Genomic DNA, 16,329 nt, shown 5'->3' on the forward strand with positions numbered 1-16,329 from the left:
TCAATTTCCGTTTTGAGTTATAAACAACTTGATACTGTATATATACCCAAAATCGGGGGAATCCCAGCCATTTCAATAGATTGAAATGCAGTAAAATAGCTCGCTACAGAGTTCTGCAACGAGCTATCAAATTTTTAATAAGGGGGCATGTAAATATAATGTCCATTTAAAGAAAATATATACTTAAATTAGTCTTGTTTAAAATAAATTTAAGTATATATTAAATTTCCACTTTTAGGGTATAATTATTAGAGGAGGAGATTAACATTGAAAACTTTTGAAAAATTTGAAATAAAAGATTTAACTCTTAAAAATAGAATAGTTATGGCTCCTATGTGTACCTATTCTTCAGATGAAGATGGACTAGTAAAAGATTTTCATAGAGTCCACTATGGTTCAAGGGCTATAGGTGGAACCGGACTTATAATAGTAGAAGCTGCTGCTATCATTCCTAATGGTAGAATATCAAATAGAGATTTAGGCATATGGGATGACAATCATATTGAAGGATTAAAATCTCTTGTAGAAAATGTACATGAATATGATTCTAAAATAGCCATACAACTTGCTCATGCAGGTAGAAAGAGTGATAGTGAAGATGAATATATAGTAGCACCTTCTGAAATTCTCCATAGTGAGAATTATAAACTTCCCTATGAACTTAAAAGCTGTGATATAAAAGATTTGATAATAAGATTTAAAGATGGCGCTAGAAGAGCATTAGAGGCAGGTTTTGATGCTATAGAAATCCATGCAGCTCATGGCTATTTAATCCATGAATTTCTATCACCTATTACCAATAAAAGAGTAGATGAATATGGTGGAAGCCTTGGAAACAGAACTAGATTTTTAAAAGAGATACTTTTAGCTATAAAAGAAGTTTGGCCAAAAGAAAAACCTATCCTTGTAAGATTTTCTGCTACAGATTATAAGCAAGGTGGAATAGACAAAGATGAAATTGTCGATATAATAAATGAAGTGAAAGAATACTTCGATATAGCCCATATAAGTACTGGAGGACTTGTAGATGTAGATATAAATACATTCCCTGGTTATCAAGTAAGTTTTGCAGAAAGAGTTAAAAAGAAATGTTCTATCCCAACTATATCAGTTGGACTTATAGAAAATTTTAATCAGATAGAAGAGATTCTTTCTAATAATAGATCAGACCTTGTGGCCTTAGGTAGAAAATTACTCCGTGACCCCTATGCACCACTTCATATGGCTTATGATCAAAACATTGATATAGATTTTCCACTGCAATACAAAAGAGCATATAGATAAAAAAAGAAGATCAATTGATCTTCTTTTTTTATGAATCTTTATTTATGATTTCTAGCAGCAGTTGTTTATCTATGTTTCCACCTGTTAAAACAACCGCTATATTTTCCCCTTTAAAAATTTCAGAATTAGTTCTTACTGCTGCTATACCTATAGCTGCTGCTGGTTCTACTATTATTTTTTCTTCTAAAAGAGCATATTTAATCGCATCTGCTATATCCTCTTCTTCTATTACCATTATATCGTCTATACATTCTTTAGCCATTTTATATGGAATATATCCCACTCCCCCAATTAGTGCATCACAAATAGAGTTTTCAGTTGGATAAGTTTCGTAGAACTTTTCATCTCTAAGAGAAGCCACCATAGCAGGGCAAGCTGATGTCTGAAGGCCTATAATCTTTATGTTGGGATTAATATGCTTAGCGGCTATACTTATACCTGTTATGATTCCACCACCACCTATAGGAACAAGTATGGTATCTATATCAGGTTGTTCTTCTAATATCTCTATTGCAATAGTACCTTGCCCTGCTATAACTTCTTTATCAGAGCAAGGGTCTATAAATATACCCCCTCCTTCCTTTATTTTCTCTAAGGCAAATTCGTGGGCTTCATCATAGTTTTTTCCTACCTTTACTACTTTTGCCCCATAGTATCCTATCTTTTCTACCTTACTCTTTGGAGTTGTAATAGGTACATATACAGTTGCTTTTTCAATTCCCAGTAAATTTGATACATAGCTTACTGCTGCTCCATGATTTCCTGAAGAAACAGCTACCACTCCTTTTTCTCTTTCTTCTTTAGTAAGGCTTGTTATTTTACTAGTTGCACCTCTAACTTTTGCACATCTCACCTTTTGTTGATTTTCTAGTTTAAGATATATATTTGTATTCTCATCACTTAGATGTATTGACTTTTCTAAAGGCGTATGATAAACATACCTCTCTATCCTATTCTTTGCTTTTTCTACATCATTAAAACTAATCATTTTTTACATCTCCTTAAAATAGTAAGTGAGCTACCAACACTATAATTGGAAGAGTTACAAGTGTTCTCTCTATAAATATTATAAATAAATCTTTAAGGGAAACTTCTATCTTTGAGCCCAGTATAACAGCTCCCGCTTCTGATAGATATACAAGTTGTGTTACAGAAAGTGTAGCAACTACAAATCTAGTCATTTCACTTGGGATGCTTGCCCCTATAACTGAAGGTAAAAACATATCTGCAAATCCTACCATTACAGTTTTAGAAGCTTCTACAGCATATGGAACTCTTAGAAGTTTTAGTATTGGAATAAATGGCATTCCTAGCCATTCAAATATTGGTGTATGCTCTGCAATTATAAGGGCTATAGTACCAAATGCCATAATAACAGGAAGAACTCCAAGCCATAAATCTAGTACTGATTTTGCACCATTTTTTATAAGCTTAAATATGTTTGAACTCTCATTAGCTCTGTCTATTGCAAGTTTTAGTCCCCACTCTACATTGGTATACCCCTGTGGTATATCTTCTCCTAAATCCTTTTTCTCTCCATGATAGTAAGTATCTTTCTTTCGAGATAATGGAGGAAGCCTTGGGATTATTATAGCTGCAACAACTCCTGTTAAAACTATAGTTAAATAATAAGGAGCAAATAGTCTCATTAAATTAACTTGCTTTAATACTACTAATGAAAAAGTAATGGATACAGCAGAAAATGTGGTAGCTATAATGCTTGCTTCTCTGGATGTATAATATCCTTCTTTATATTGTTTATTTGTAAGACTTACCCCTATAGTTCCATCTCCTATCCATGATGCCACACAATCTATTGAAGATCTTCCTGGCAATCCAAATAGGGGTCTCATAACTGGAGTAAGAAGTACTCCTACAAATTCTAAAAGTCCAAAGTCTGTTAAATATGGCAAAAGGAATCCTGCAAATAAAAATATGGAGAAGAGTCCAAGTATAAGGTCATGTAAAATAAGTCCTCCAGTATTTTCTGACCAAATCCACTCTGGCCCTATTTCAAAATATACAAGTGCTGCTAGTATAAATCCTATCAATCTTACCACTGTCCAAAATATACTTACATCAAATATTCCTTTTAAAAATTCACTTCTTTCTATTATATTGGGTTTTGCAGTTTTATAAATAAGAGTAACTATTGCAGTAAATGCAATAAAGATAAATATAATACTGGGAAGCGATTTTCCAAGTGCTCTTGTAACCCATCCAGCAAATAATGCTGCTGCAATAGTTGTTTCTCCCTTATAATTAAATGGAAACATCAATAATAACATTCCTATTATTGATGGAACTATAAATTTAAAATAATCCATAAATGAATATTTTTGTTTCATAAGTTTTTTCATATTCTCTCCTCCATGCTTTCACTTGTTTCTCGTTTTATCTCTTTCTTATTGTTATAGAGTTACCCATAATATCAAATGATATCACTAAATACTTTAATTTTTTTAGAAAAGTAATATCTCTCCTATAAAATGTTAAGATAGCTTAAAAAATTAAATGTATATTATATATACAAATAGAAACAATAGTATTGAAACTATTTAAATTTTAAAAGGAGTGAATTTTATGGATACAACTGCTTTAGTATTGGTTATAATTGGTGCTCTTAACTGGGGACTTATTGCTCTTTTTCAGTTTGACTTAGTAGCTAGTTTATTTGGAGGCCAAGATTCTTTTTTAAGTAGAATTGTTTACGGCCTTGTAGCTCTAGCTGGAATTTATTGTGTTAAATTTATATTTGATAGACGAAAAGTAATAGAATAGGCATATGCCTATTCTATTTTTTTAATTTTTCCTCTAATATCGTTTTGCTCATTTCTGGATTTGCGCGTCCCTTGGTCTCTTTCATTATCTTACCTATTATAGACTGAAGGGCTTTTTCTTTACCCGCTTGATATTCTTCTACAGCCTTTTGACTCTGTGAAATTATTCCATTTATTAAAGGTTCTAGTATCTCTCTACTATTTATTTGTTCTAGGTTTTTTTCTTTTATTATTTCTTTAGCAGTCTTTTGTGTTTCATTCATAAGTTTTATAATCTGTTTTGCACTATTATTGTTTATAGTTCCATCTTCTAAAAATCTTACTAGTTCTCCTAGATCTTGTGGAGAAATCTCTATATCAAATTCATCAGAAGTTGAAAGACCAAATATCTCACCTATTAAAATATTTGCTAATATCTTAGGTGATTTTACAAGTTCAACACACTCTTGGAAGTAATCTGCACTCTTCTTTGAACTTACAATCTGTTCTGCATCATAAGCACTTAAACCATATTTATCCATATACATCCTTTTTCTTGTATCTGGAAGTTCAGGAAGATTCTTAATTATCTTTTCTATTGTATCTTCATCTATCACTATAGGCATAAGATCAGGATCAGGAAAATATCTATAGTCTGTAGCATCTTCTTTTTCTCTCATAGAATATGTGATTCTTTTTTCATCATCATATCCACGTGTTTCTTGAACTAGCGTTTCTCCACTTTCGATTGCCTTTATCTGTCTTTTTCTTTCATATTCTATAGCCCTCATTATGGAGTTAAAAGAGTTTAAGTTTTTAATCTCTGCTCTTACCCCAAATTTTTCTTCACCCTTTTCTCTTATAGATAGGTTTACGTCACATCTAAATGAGCCTTCGTTCATCTTAGCATCTGATACATCTATATAGATCATAATAGTTCTAAGTTTTTGTAAATATGCTTTTACTTCGTGTTCACTTCTAAAGTCTGGTTCTGATACTATTTCTATTAGAGGAACTCCGCCCCTATTATAATCTATCAGTGTTCCAAGTTCAGGATCATGAACTAGTTTTCCCGCATCTTCTTCTATATGAATCCTTGTGATTCCTATTCTCTTTTGTCCATCTTCTGATTCTATATCTAGATACCCACCATGACAAATTGGAAGTTCATTTTGAGAAATTTGATATGCTTTACCAGAGTCTGGATAAAAATAGTTTTTACGATCTTGTTTGCCTCGTCTCGTAATTTCACAGTTTGTACTAACTCCAGCTTTAATAGCATATTCTACTACTTTTTCATTTAAAGTTGGAAGGGTACCCGGAAGTCCTATACATATTGGACAACAATGAGTATTTGGTTCTCCCCCAAAATCTACCTCACAACTACAAAATATCTTTGACTTGGTTTTAAGCTCCACATGTACTTCAAGTCCTATGACGGTTTCATATTCTTTACTCATCTTTTCCACCTTCCTCTTTACTGTTTAAAATTTTTTCTTCGTAGTTTAAAGCTAATTTAAATAGGAGTTCTTCATTAGAACTCTTCCCCATGATTCCAATTCCAAATTTTTCTTTTTCATAAATGCTTGGAAGACTTATTTCTGGTGTTCCTACTATATTAGCAATTACAGTATAGTTTATATCTTCTCCTACAATAGGGCTTAGGATTATATCGTATTGTTCAAACCTTTTATTTACTTCATCTTTTATAAGGGTTCTTATCTTTTGACTCTTTTCATAATAATCTTCATAGTTGTCCTTACTTAGTACAAAGTTTCCAAACATGATTTTCTTTTTAACATCTATTGAAAGTCCTTTGGTTCTATTTTGTTTAAAGAAATCTTCATTGTCAAGATGTCCTTTAGTTCTATATCCATAGAAAACTCCATCAAATTTTCCCATATCAGAAGAAAACTCTGCTGCTTGAAGGATATTATATATAGAAGAAGCATATTTTGCTGAAGGAATTGTTATATAGTCTATACTACAACCAAGTTTTTTAAATTCTTCTAAAGTCTTATCCATTTCTTTTTGTAGGGCTTCATCTAAGTCTTTTAGGTATTCTTTAGGTACTCCTATTTTTATCTTGTCTATACCTTTTAATTCGATATCTTTTCTATTAAATGTAGTAGAATCTTTTTTATCTTTTCCTGATATAGTATAAAACACCTTTTTCATAGTCTCTACATCTTTAGAAATAATACCTACTTGTTCAAGAGATGGTGCACTTCCTATAACTCCATATCTAGATATACTTCCATAAGTAGGTTTTAAACCATAAAGACCGCTCTCTACTGCTTCTATCCTTATCTCTCCTGATGTATCTCCTCCAATAGATACATCTGCCCCATCTTCTTTTAGTACTCTTCCCAAATTGGAATCTATTTTTTTGCCTACTCCAAATTCTCTTATATCTATCTTACCTGTTACTATGGCATCTTCATCTAATACCTTTTCTACTATAGTTGCATCAAAAGGAGGTATATAGTTCTCTAGCATCTTAGCTCCTACACTTGTGAGCATCTCCTTAGTTGATATGCTATCTTCTAGGGCTATACGCATTCCAAATAAATTGCCTAGTGTTTCACCATTTTCTTTTTTCAACTGCAATACTTTTTCTCTTTGTTTTATCTTTTCTCTATCTATAGTTTTATACAATTTATCCATTTTTTACCTCCCCCTTACTCAATCCCTTTTCTAATAATATATATCCATCATAGATACTATTTGCATGTTTTAAAAGTTCTTCTCTAGTAAAGTTTTTATCTACCTTATCTTCTCTAAAGCTGTTTTCTATAGGGTGAATATTTATAGTGGGAGTTAAACCAGAAACATCCACATCTTGTATATCTGATGTTTTTTCCATCATCTCTATTATATAGTCTTTATAAGCTTCCTTTTTATCTTCTAGATAAATATATGAACTAATCCCTAAAGCATCAATATCTATATCCTTTTTTATCAATTTTTCTTGAGCTGTTTTTTCTCCAGTTGCAAAACCAAAGTCTAAAACCTTTAACTGTTCTGGATCTACAGTACTTGGTGCTTCACTTAGTGGACAAACTCCATCCCCTGTCTTTGGAAATGCTATAACCTCACGAATTGATTCTGCTCCTGCCATCATCATAATTAGTCTATCTAGTCCAAAGGCAAATCCACCATGTGGAGGTGTTCCGTAAGAAAATGCCTCTAAGATAAATCCAAATCTTTCTTCTATATCTTCTTTACTAAGACCTAATACTTCAAACATCTTCTTTTGAATATCACTTCTATGAATACGAATACTTCCACTTCCAAGTTCTACTCCGTTTAACACTATATCGTAAGACTGAGATCTTACACTTTCTGGATCAGTATCCATTAAAGCTATATCCTCTTCATTCATCATTGTAAAAGGATGATGCATTGACATAAATCTATTTTCTTCTTCACTCCATTCAAATAGTGGAAAATCTGTTACCATTAAAAATTTGAAGTCATCTTTTTTTCGTTGACCTAGTTTATCCGCTATATCGAGTCTAAGTCCTCCTAGAGTTTTATTTACTACCTCTATTTTATCTGCTGAAAATACTATTAAATCTCCTGGATTTGATTCCATTTTCTCTAAAAGATCTTTCATTGTCTCCTTAGAAAAATACTTAGTAAGAATAGATCTTGTCTCCCCTGTTTCTTCTATTGCTATCCACGCCATTCCCTTAGCTCCATAGCCTATAGCCCAGGAAGTTAGTTCCTCTATTTCAGTTCTTGTAAAACTATTTCCACCTTTAATATTTATTGCTTTAACCTTTCCGCCTGTCTTTAAAGTATCTTTGAATACTTTAAAATCAGTATCTTTTAATGCTTCACTTAAATCTACTATTTTCATTCCAAATCTTATATCTGGTTTATCGCTTCCATAAAATTCTATTGCTTCTTTATAGGTAATTCTTTCAAAATCCTCTTTTATATCTATATTTAAAACTTCTTTAAATATCTCTTTAAACATCTCTTCTAGATATCCTAAGATCTCTTCTTGTGATGAAAAAGAAAGTTCCATATCTACCTGTGTAAATTCTGGTTGTCTATCTGATCTTAAATCTTCATCTCTAAAGCATTTAGCTATCTGATAATATCTATCTACTCCAGATGTCATAAGAAGTTGCTTAAATATTTGTGGTGATTGAGGAAGAGCGTAAAATTCTCCCTTGTGAAGTCTACTTGGAACTAGATAATCTCGTGCCCCTTCAGGAGTTGATTTAGTAAGTATTGGTGTTTCTACCTCTAAAAATTCTCTTTCCTCTAAAAATCTTCTAACTACCTTTAGAGTACTATGTCTTAATACTAGATTATTGTATAGTGAAGGTTTTCTAAGATCTAGGTATCTATGTTTTAGCCTTAACTCTTCTTTAATATTAGAACTTTCTTCTATCTGAAAAGGTAGTGCTTTAGATTTTGAAAGAATTTCAAGACTTAGTGCCTTTAATTCTATAGTTCCAGTTGGAAGTTTAGGATTATATGTGTCCATATCTCTTTTTCTTATAACACCACTAACAGCTATTACGTATTCATTTCTTATAGTTTCAACAGTTTTAAAAGTCTCAGGACTGAGGTTATTGAGATCACATACAACTTGAAGTATTCCAGTTTTATCTCTTAAATCTAAGAATATTATTCCTCCCATATCCCTTATATTTTGAACCCATCCGGTAAAGCACAGGTTTTTTTCTATATCTTCTTCACTAACTCTTGCAGCATATCTATCTCTTTTCATAAACTTTCCTCCTCTTTTAAAAAACATTAAAAAAACCTTTCAATCCCTGTAAAGGGACGAAAGGTTAAGTTTCGCGGTACCACCCAATTTGATTATAAATAATCCAAATCTCGATTCAATACGGGCTAAAAGCCGATATCTACTGATTTAACGCATCAGGTACGTCTCACCTACTAAAAAAATTTCTTTCAGATTGAAACTCATAGATGTTTTTGGGTTAAAATATTTGTATCTGTTTCTCACTATCACAGACTCACTTTGACTTATCCTTTAACTTACTCTTCTAATCCAAGTTTGTTTTAACTTTTTATATTACCATCACTTTACAACTTTATTTCCTCTTTGTCAAGTATATTTTTTAAAAACCTTTAAATCTTTATTGTTTATACCTTTACCATTATCCCTATTATTATACCGGTAAATAATGGTACATATCAAATTCACTCTTTTAAGATTTTAGAAGTTTTTAAAGCTTTAAAGACTAAATTTGCAGCTATAGCTCCTACAAGTCCTTGGATTAGATTTGCTGGAACTGAAACAATCGCACCTTTAGTTCCATACATAAATATTTCAAATATATAGTATCCAAAAGCCATCCATATACCAGCTATCATGGTGGCAATTAATGGATATTTTTTTCCTATGTTTGTATCTAGTAATCTTCCTGCTATAAATCCTTCTAAGCCTTTTACTATAAAACTTATAGGAGCATATAAACTATATCCTAAAAATATATCTGCCAAAAAAGAACCTATCCCTCCAACTATAAATGCATATTTTCTATTTAATAAAAGAGCAGTTATAAATATTACCATATCACCTAAATTTACATACCCATTTCCACCTACTATTGGAATACTTATTACCATTGTCATAAGTACTGTGAGTGCTATTAATATAGATATTTTTGTAATGATCTTAGTTTTATTATCTCCCATAAACTACATCCAACCTTTCTTCCTAAAGAATATTATCATATAGATAGTTATTATTATGCTTATAATCCAAAATGAAGGATATGAATATTTCCAATATAGTTCAGGCATATATTTAAAGTTCATTCCATATACCCCTGCTACAAAAGTTAGAGGAATAAAAATGGTAGAATAAATCGTCAGGATCTTCATTACATCGTTTGTCTTATTGCCTATACTTGAAAGATATATTTCAAGCATAGAAGAAGCTATTTCTCTATATGTTTCATTTATATCTATAATTTGAATTATGTGATCATATATATCTCTGAAGTAATATATAGTGTTTCCATTTATTATATCATATTCATTTTTAGAAATACTACTTATAGTGTTTCTCATGGGCCAAAGTATATTTCTAATGGAGATTAGATCTCTTTTTAAAAGATAAACTTTCCCAAGTATTGATCTATCAGGATTTTCTAATGTTTCATCTTCTAAATCATCTAATCTATCTCCTATATCTTCCATTATGTTGAAGTATCTATCTACTATTATATCTAAAAGTGCATAGAGTAAATCATCTGCCCCATTTTTTCTAAGGGCTGTTCCTGATTTAAGTCTTCCTTCTATTTCATCAAATATTCCAGTATCTTTATATCTAAAAGATATGAGTTTATCTCGATATATCATAAAGGAAATCTGTTCGCTTAATAATTCTTCTTTTTCTAATATGATATTTTTGGCTATAACAAATAAACCTTCCTCATAGTCTTCTACTTTAGGCGTTTGCTCCATATTTAATATATCTTCTATCACTAATGGATGTATTTTAAACTTTTCGCATATCTCTTCTAAAATACTTTCATCTGCAAGTCCTACTATATCTAACCATCTAACTTCTTTGTCTTCTATATCATTTAAAAATTCATCTATATTGCTTATCTTATTTCTTATAAATTCTTTTTCATCATATTTAGTATATATAAGTTCGGTCTGTTTTTCATCTACAGTAATATTTATCATAATTTCTCCTCATAAAAGTATATTTATATTTAATTATACCCCAAATTCTGCATTTTTGATAATAAAAAAAGTCCCTTTAAAAGGAACTCTTTTTACAATGAATATTTTAATTCTGCACTTGCAACTTTTTCTCTCTCTCTTTGTTTTTCTATTCTTATATTGAGTTCTAGACCTTCATTTCTTATTAGCATAAATGATGCTAAACTTGCTAAAAGATCTGATATTGGATAAGAAATCCATATACCCATAGCTCCAAGATCAAATACCTTTACAAACAAAATAGAAAGTGGAATCATTATTATAATTTGCCTAAGTCCTGATATGAGTATTGAAGTTCTAGCTTTTCCCATTGCTTGAAAGTAGAATATAGATACATAGTATATGCTTATAAGTGGAAATAGAGAAATAACTATTCTAAATGCTTTTGCTGCCTCTTCTATCAACAGTGCATCTTTTACGAAAAAAGATAGTAACTGCTTTGTAAATACTAATCCAATACCCCAAAGAAGTGCTGTGGTTGAAAAAGCATAAATAGTTGTCTTTTTCATAAGTGTTTTAAGCCTCTTATAGTTTTTAGCTCCTACATTAAAGGATGCAATAGGTTGCATAGCTGATGCTATACCCCACATTGTCACAAATAAAAACATATAGAGTTTAGAAACAAGTCCCAGAACTATTATTCCGGTATCTCCTGATGTGTGGGCTAATAGATTATTTAGCACACCCATAACTATCCCATCTTCTATTTCTACTACAAATCCTGCAAGACCTACTAAGAGTATAGGTGTGATTATGTTTTTCTTTATATTAAGCTTTGTATTTAAATTATATTTTTTATTTATCTTTAAGTAATTATAAAATGCATATAAAAATCCAATTATCTGAGAGATAAGAGTTGCAATAGCAGCTCCTTTTATTCCCATTTTAAAATGAACTATTAAAATATAGTCTAATATTATATTAAGTCCTGCTCCTATAGCATTACTTATTATAGAAACTTTATTGTTTCCAAGTGTTATACATATATTTGATATAAATATAGTTAAACTTAGGAAAATACTACCAAATATTATTATCTCTAAATATTCCATTGCTAATGGAAGAATATTTGGACTTGCTCCTAAAAATACGAGTATCTTTTCTTTAAATAAAGATACTATAAGGATTAAACCTATCATAATTAAAAGACAAAAAGAAAACCCACTTTGAAATATCTCTTTTGACTTGTCAATGTCTTCTTCTCCATTTGCTCTTGAAAATGCTGTTGATGTACCTGTTGATATCATAACACTTAGAGCTATTATAAGCCTTTGAATTGGAAACACTAAGACTAAAGCTCCAATAGCAAGGCCTCCGACATTTCTTCCTACAAACAATGTATCTACCATATTATATAATTCTGCAATCAAAAATGAAATTATAATTGGAATAGAAAATTTAATAAGAAGCTTTCCTATTTTTTCTTCTCCAAACATTTTACTTCCTTTACCCATAATAAAACCCCCATCTTTACTACTCTTATAATGATATCATAATGGGGGTAAGGTTATAACTCACTCTTTTACCTAGATTTAAGTACTATTTTAAGTTTTTAAAAAATCTTCTTTTTTCAAAAAACCTTAAAATAGTACTTATCTATTCAATTTCACTGTTTTTAAGAATAAAAAGAACTGCTCCTTCTGGCTTTACTCCAGTTAAAAAATTAAATACTAGGGATCTTTTCCCATAGTAAAATTTTATATCGGGATGAACAAATTCTTTTAAAAGATCCCAATACTCATTTTCTATTCGCTCAGGGCTTCCAAGAAACTTCCACTTATCAAAAGAAGAGCCATAATTTTTATTTAAATTATATTTTGTTATATGAAAATCTCCTTCCATATTGTAAAGGTTTATAGAGACCTTTTTAGCCTTTGGAGCAGATTTTTTATATCCTTCTAAGAATATACCTTCATTTAAGCCTTCTGGATTAAATAAAAGTATTTGATAACCATCTTTAGATTTTGTAACTATATAGCCTTCTTCCCTATAAATCACCTCATCTCCTAAAGATGAAAGTATCATAAATGCATAATATGAAGGTTTATTTAAATAATTGTTTGTATAGAGTCCATCTCCTCCAAAAAAGGTGTCATTTGAAAGAAAAGTGTCTCTATTTATCTCATCCATCATCTTTAAAACTACTCGTTTTTCTAAATTTACATAGGAGTTTATTATAAAAGGTACCATCTCCATAGTATCATATTTAGAATTTATATCTTCTTTTAAAAAAAATGGTTCTAAATCTTTTAGAGAAAAATCTAACCACTCTCTTACATCTTGATGAAATATATTTGAAAAGTTATCTAAAAAGTTATCTATTATATGTTTTTCTACTCCTTTAATATCTATTATTGGAAACAATTTTAGAGAAAGCAAAAACTCTATTATGTTTTCAACTCTAGTCCAGTTTATAAATCTATTGTTTTTCCCTCTATAGATATCCATATCAGCTGAAAACAGTCTATTTACAATAGCATATTTAAAGCCTATCTCCGCTTGTATCTCCCTCAATATATTTCTATTTTCTTCTTCAAGCAGAAGAGATATATCCCCTAAGTCTATAAGTTCTGGTCTTTTAAATTCATCTATCATCTCTTTATTTAAGTCTATATCAAGCTTTATTATTCTATTGTCATAGTTATATCTTTCATAGTGTTCTAGATAATTCTTTAAAAATGGAAGGGCTTCTTCTAATGGAAAATATTTTATAAATCTTTTTGAATCTAATTCATCTTGATCTAGTTCATATTTTTTCCTATACTGAAGAGGTGTCATATTATAATGGAGTTTAAAATGTTTATTAAAATATCTAACATGAGAAAATCCTACTTCCTCTGATATCTCTGAGATTGAAAGATCACTATCTAAAAGAAGTTTTGTAGATTCTTCTACTCTTATTTGATTTAAATACTCATTAAAACCTAGTCCAAATGTCTCTTTTATCTTATATGAAAGATACTGTGAACTTAAAAACTCTTTATCTGCTATATCTTGCAGGCTTACTTTATTCATATAATTATTACTTAAGTATTTTACAATTCTATGATATCTTTGAAGTTGAAGTTCATCTTCTTCTAAGTTTTCACCTTCATAAAAGAGATAGTGAAAGTTGTTTAAAAGGTGATACATCATTTGCAAGAGTGTTTCTTCTGTTAAATCTTCATAATCGTCCAATTTACTTACTACTTCAAATAAGAGTATAGATATATACTCTCTTAATTTATAATACTCTTCATCTTCTTGAACTCTTTTATTAGAAGAATCGGTATAAAAAAACGTATCTTCTGCATCATCATAATATCTTTTAAAAAAGCTTGGATCTATATCTATTATTAAGACTAAATTATCCTTATCATCAGAACTTATCCACGAGACTTCATTTGGATTTACTATTTCAATTTGTCTCTCCCAAAGTTCGTAATGTTCAGTTTCTATACCTATTTTTATCTTTCCTTTTAATACAAATAAGATCTCCAAGGAATCTTTCCAATGGATAGGATATTTTTGTATATTTGCAAGATGAATATTTATCCATAAATCCTTTAAGTATTCCGTATGCTCTTTTCGCATATATCTCTCTCCCAAAACTTTCTTATTTCTTTATATATATTGTATTATACTTTTTAAAAAATACAAGTAAGAGCTTAAATAGTTTTTATTGATATTTTATCATTTATGAGTTAAACTAAATATTACGCTATACATGAGTTAAGGAGGTTTTTAATTGACTAAAGAAAATGAAAAATATATACCAGAAGTTAAATCTATATTAAAATCTAGGATAATAGAAGTTCCAAAGGCCATATACAAGGCAAGTGGTATAACAATATTTGGAACTCGCATAAAATCGTTAATTTTTTCAACAGATGTAGCTATTATAAACAATAATAATGCAGGATCTATTATAGCAGTATACCCTTTTACACCACAACTTTCTATAATTCACTCTATACTTGAAGTGGCTTCAGTACCAGTGTTTGTAGGTGTAGGTGGAGGAGTTACAGGTGGACCTAGAGCTATAAATATAGCACTTCAAGCAGAACTTATGGGGGTATATGGAGTAGTTGTAAACTCTCCTACTAAAAATGAACTTATAAAAGAAATGAAAGAAATTTTAGATATTCCTATAATAGCTACTGTTGGCTCTATCTATGATGACTATCATGGAAAAATAGAAGCTGGAGCAAGAATTCTAAATGTATCTGGTGGTATTAACACTATCTCTCTTGTTAAAGAGATAAGAAATGAATACGGAAAAGAGTTTCCAATTATAGCTACAGGCGGACCTACGGAAGAGTCAATCTTGGCTACAATAGATGCAGGTGCAAATGCTATAACATATACTCCTCCAAGCACAGCTGAGATATTTACTGAAGTGATGAAGGGTTATAGAAAACAAAAAAGAGATAGCTAAAAACTATCTCTTTTTAATCTTCAAACGCTTCTCTATGATGAAGCCCTATCAGATCTTTTACAGGTAGGGTAAATATAATCCCGGTACCTGGTTTTTTAAGATCTCCTGCCTTTACCATTGCTTCTAATATCTGATTTTTCTTTTCTCTCTCTATTAGTATTAGAATTATCTCTTTTGAAGCTTCAATATGAACATTTAAAAACTTCTTTACTTCAGACTCTCCTGTTCCTCTTCCATAAAAAATTGTAGCTCCACTTGCACCTACTTCTTTGGCTGCTTTTACTATTCTTTCTGCCTTCCCTCTTTCTACTATTGCAACTATACATTTAATATCTAACATGAAGTCCTCCTATAAATTACTTAATATTCCAAGCACTAAAACTGATATCATCGCTCCAACAGATGTAAGCCCTACTATACCAAAACCTGAAAGAAGCGGATCTACCCCTTCTATAACACTTGCTATTCCTATGGCAAGCGCCATATTTATTGGAATATTTACAGGCCCTGTAGTTGCACTTGCTGAGTCCATTGCAATGGATACATACATCTTTGGGGATATAAATATTAAGATTAAAACTATAGCTAACAATGGAACTATTATCTTTATATAAGATATATTATTTATGATTTTAAATAATCCTATTCCCATGCCAAGTCCAAATCCTGCCGCAACTCCGTGTATTAAAACTCTCTGACTTATAGCCCCTGCTGATACTTCTTCTACTTCTAGGGCTAGAGTTCTAAGAGCTGGTTCTACAAGTGTTCCAAAATATCCAATTACAAATCCTATTAGCACTATAAAAATCTTTTTATCTAATAGATATAAGTTTCTACCTACTGAATCTCCCAGAGGAATAAGGCTCATGGTCGTCCCTTTTAAAAATAAATGAAGCCCTAAAATAGCTAGAATAACACCAATAGTAAATTCTGCTACATTTTCTATAGGTTTTTTTAATATGAAAACTTGAAAAACTACCATTATAATAGTAAGTGGCAATATACCCTTTACTGTCTCCCATAGTGGAGATAATATTTCTATGAATTTCAATTTCTCACCCCCGATTTTTTGTCTTTGTATTAATATTATAAACTATAGTAAGGAATAAAGGTAGAGATAAAAAAATAAGTACTTAAATT

General features: G+C 30.5%; 14 protein-coding genes and 1 other annotated feature. Of the genes, 3 read left to right on the forward strand and 11 right to left on the reverse strand.

All coding sequences use genetic code 11. From position 1 onward, the window contains the following. The first annotated feature begins 267 nt into the window (after positions 1 to 267). Positions 268 to 1,284, forward strand: a complete 1,017-nt coding sequence (namA, locus tag TICRE_RS00985; RefSeq protein WP_075724219.1) for an NADPH dehydrogenase NamA — start codon at positions 268 to 270, stop codon at positions 1,282 to 1,284. Between the two features lie 28 nt (positions 1,285 to 1,312). Here the strand turns inward: namA and TICRE_RS00990 are convergent, their stop codons facing one another. Both TICRE_RS00990 and TICRE_RS00995 read right to left on the reverse strand, forming a co-directional pair. Continuing rightward, complete coding sequence (locus TICRE_RS00990) at positions 1,313 to 2,272, reverse strand: threonine ammonia-lyase (protein WP_075724221.1); 960 nt, start codon at positions 2,270 to 2,272, stop codon at positions 1,313 to 1,315. Positions 2,273 to 2,285: 13 nt separating this feature from the next. Continuing rightward, positions 2,286 to 3,644 (reverse strand): YjiH family protein, encoded by a 1,359-nt coding sequence (locus tag TICRE_RS00995; protein ID WP_075724223.1) that lies wholly within the window; start codon positions 3,642 to 3,644, stop codon positions 2,286 to 2,288. Between the two features lie 223 nt (positions 3,645 to 3,867). Between TICRE_RS00995 and TICRE_RS01000 the strand changes: the two genes are divergently transcribed. Beyond that, complete coding sequence (locus TICRE_RS01000; RefSeq protein ID WP_075724225.1) at positions 3,868 to 4,065, forward strand: DUF378 domain-containing protein; 198 nt, start codon at positions 3,868 to 3,870, stop codon at positions 4,063 to 4,065. 13 nt (positions 4,066 to 4,078) lie between these two features. On the opposite strand, the gene gatB is transcribed toward TICRE_RS01000, so the two are convergent. From gatB to TICRE_RS01035, 7 genes are all read right to left on the reverse strand, one after another. Beyond that, positions 4,079 to 5,503, reverse strand: coding sequence for an Asp-tRNA(Asn)/Glu-tRNA(Gln) amidotransferase subunit GatB (gene gatB, locus TICRE_RS01005; protein WP_075724228.1), 1,425 nt, complete (start codon positions 5,501 to 5,503; stop codon positions 4,079 to 4,081). Next, positions 5,496 to 6,710: an amidase family protein gene (locus tag TICRE_RS01010; protein ID WP_075724230.1), complete on the reverse strand. Its 1,215-nt coding sequence runs from the start codon at positions 6,708 to 6,710 to the stop codon at positions 5,496 to 5,498. The genes gatB and TICRE_RS01010 overlap by 8 nt, the downstream gene beginning before the upstream one ends. Next, on the reverse strand, positions 6,703 to 8,793 hold the full coding sequence (aspS, locus tag TICRE_RS01015; protein ID WP_075724232.1) for an aspartate--tRNA ligase: 2,091 nt from the start codon (positions 8,791 to 8,793) through the stop codon (positions 6,703 to 6,705). The genes TICRE_RS01010 and aspS overlap by 8 nt, the downstream gene beginning before the upstream one ends. Before the next feature lie 49 nt (positions 8,794 to 8,842). Then, positions 8,843 to 9,093, reverse strand: a binding site (T-box leader). A 140-nt stretch (positions 9,094 to 9,233) separates the two neighbouring features. Next, positions 9,234 to 9,731: an ECF transporter S component gene (locus TICRE_RS01020; protein WP_075724234.1), complete on the reverse strand. Its 498-nt coding sequence runs from the start codon at positions 9,729 to 9,731 to the stop codon at positions 9,234 to 9,236. 3 nt (positions 9,732 to 9,734) lie between these two features. Continuing rightward, positions 9,735 to 10,733: a magnesium/cobalt transporter CorA gene (gene corA, locus TICRE_RS01025; protein ID WP_075724236.1), complete on the reverse strand. Its 999-nt coding sequence runs from the start codon at positions 10,731 to 10,733 to the stop codon at positions 9,735 to 9,737. 92 nt (positions 10,734 to 10,825) lie between these two features. Next, positions 10,826 to 12,226 (reverse strand): MATE family efflux transporter, encoded by a 1,401-nt coding sequence (locus tag TICRE_RS01030; RefSeq protein ID WP_075724238.1) that lies wholly within the window; start codon positions 12,224 to 12,226, stop codon positions 10,826 to 10,828. Positions 12,227 to 12,368: 142 nt separating this feature from the next. Continuing rightward, entirely contained in the window at positions 12,369 to 14,345 is a 1,977-nt protein-coding gene (locus TICRE_RS01035) for a helix-turn-helix domain-containing protein (RefSeq protein ID WP_075724240.1), read from the reverse strand. Between the two features lie 154 nt (positions 14,346 to 14,499). On the opposite strand from TICRE_RS01035, the gene TICRE_RS01040 reads away from it, so the two are divergent. Beyond that, positions 14,500 to 15,189, forward strand: coding sequence for a hydrolase (locus TICRE_RS01040; RefSeq protein WP_075724242.1), 690 nt, complete (start codon positions 14,500 to 14,502; stop codon positions 15,187 to 15,189). Between the two features lie 13 nt (positions 15,190 to 15,202). Here the strand turns inward: TICRE_RS01040 and TICRE_RS01045 are convergent, their stop codons facing one another. Continuing rightward, positions 15,203 to 15,529 carry a P-II family nitrogen regulator gene (locus TICRE_RS01045; protein ID WP_075724244.1) on the reverse strand — a complete coding sequence of 109 codons (327 nt, stop codon included), beginning with the start codon at positions 15,527 to 15,529 and terminating at the stop codon, positions 15,203 to 15,205. Positions 15,530 to 15,538: 9 nt separating this feature from the next. Continuing rightward, positions 15,539 to 16,240, reverse strand: coding sequence for a DUF1538 domain-containing protein (locus TICRE_RS01050; protein WP_075724246.1), 702 nt, complete (start codon positions 16,238 to 16,240; stop codon positions 15,539 to 15,541). Between the last annotated feature and the right edge of the window lie 89 nt (positions 16,241 to 16,329).

The sequence above is a fragment of the Tissierella creatinophila DSM 6911 genome, from assembly GCF_001940565.1.
Taxonomy (GTDB): domain Bacteria; phylum Bacillota; class Clostridia; order Tissierellales; family Tissierellaceae; genus Tissierella_A; species Tissierella_A creatinophila.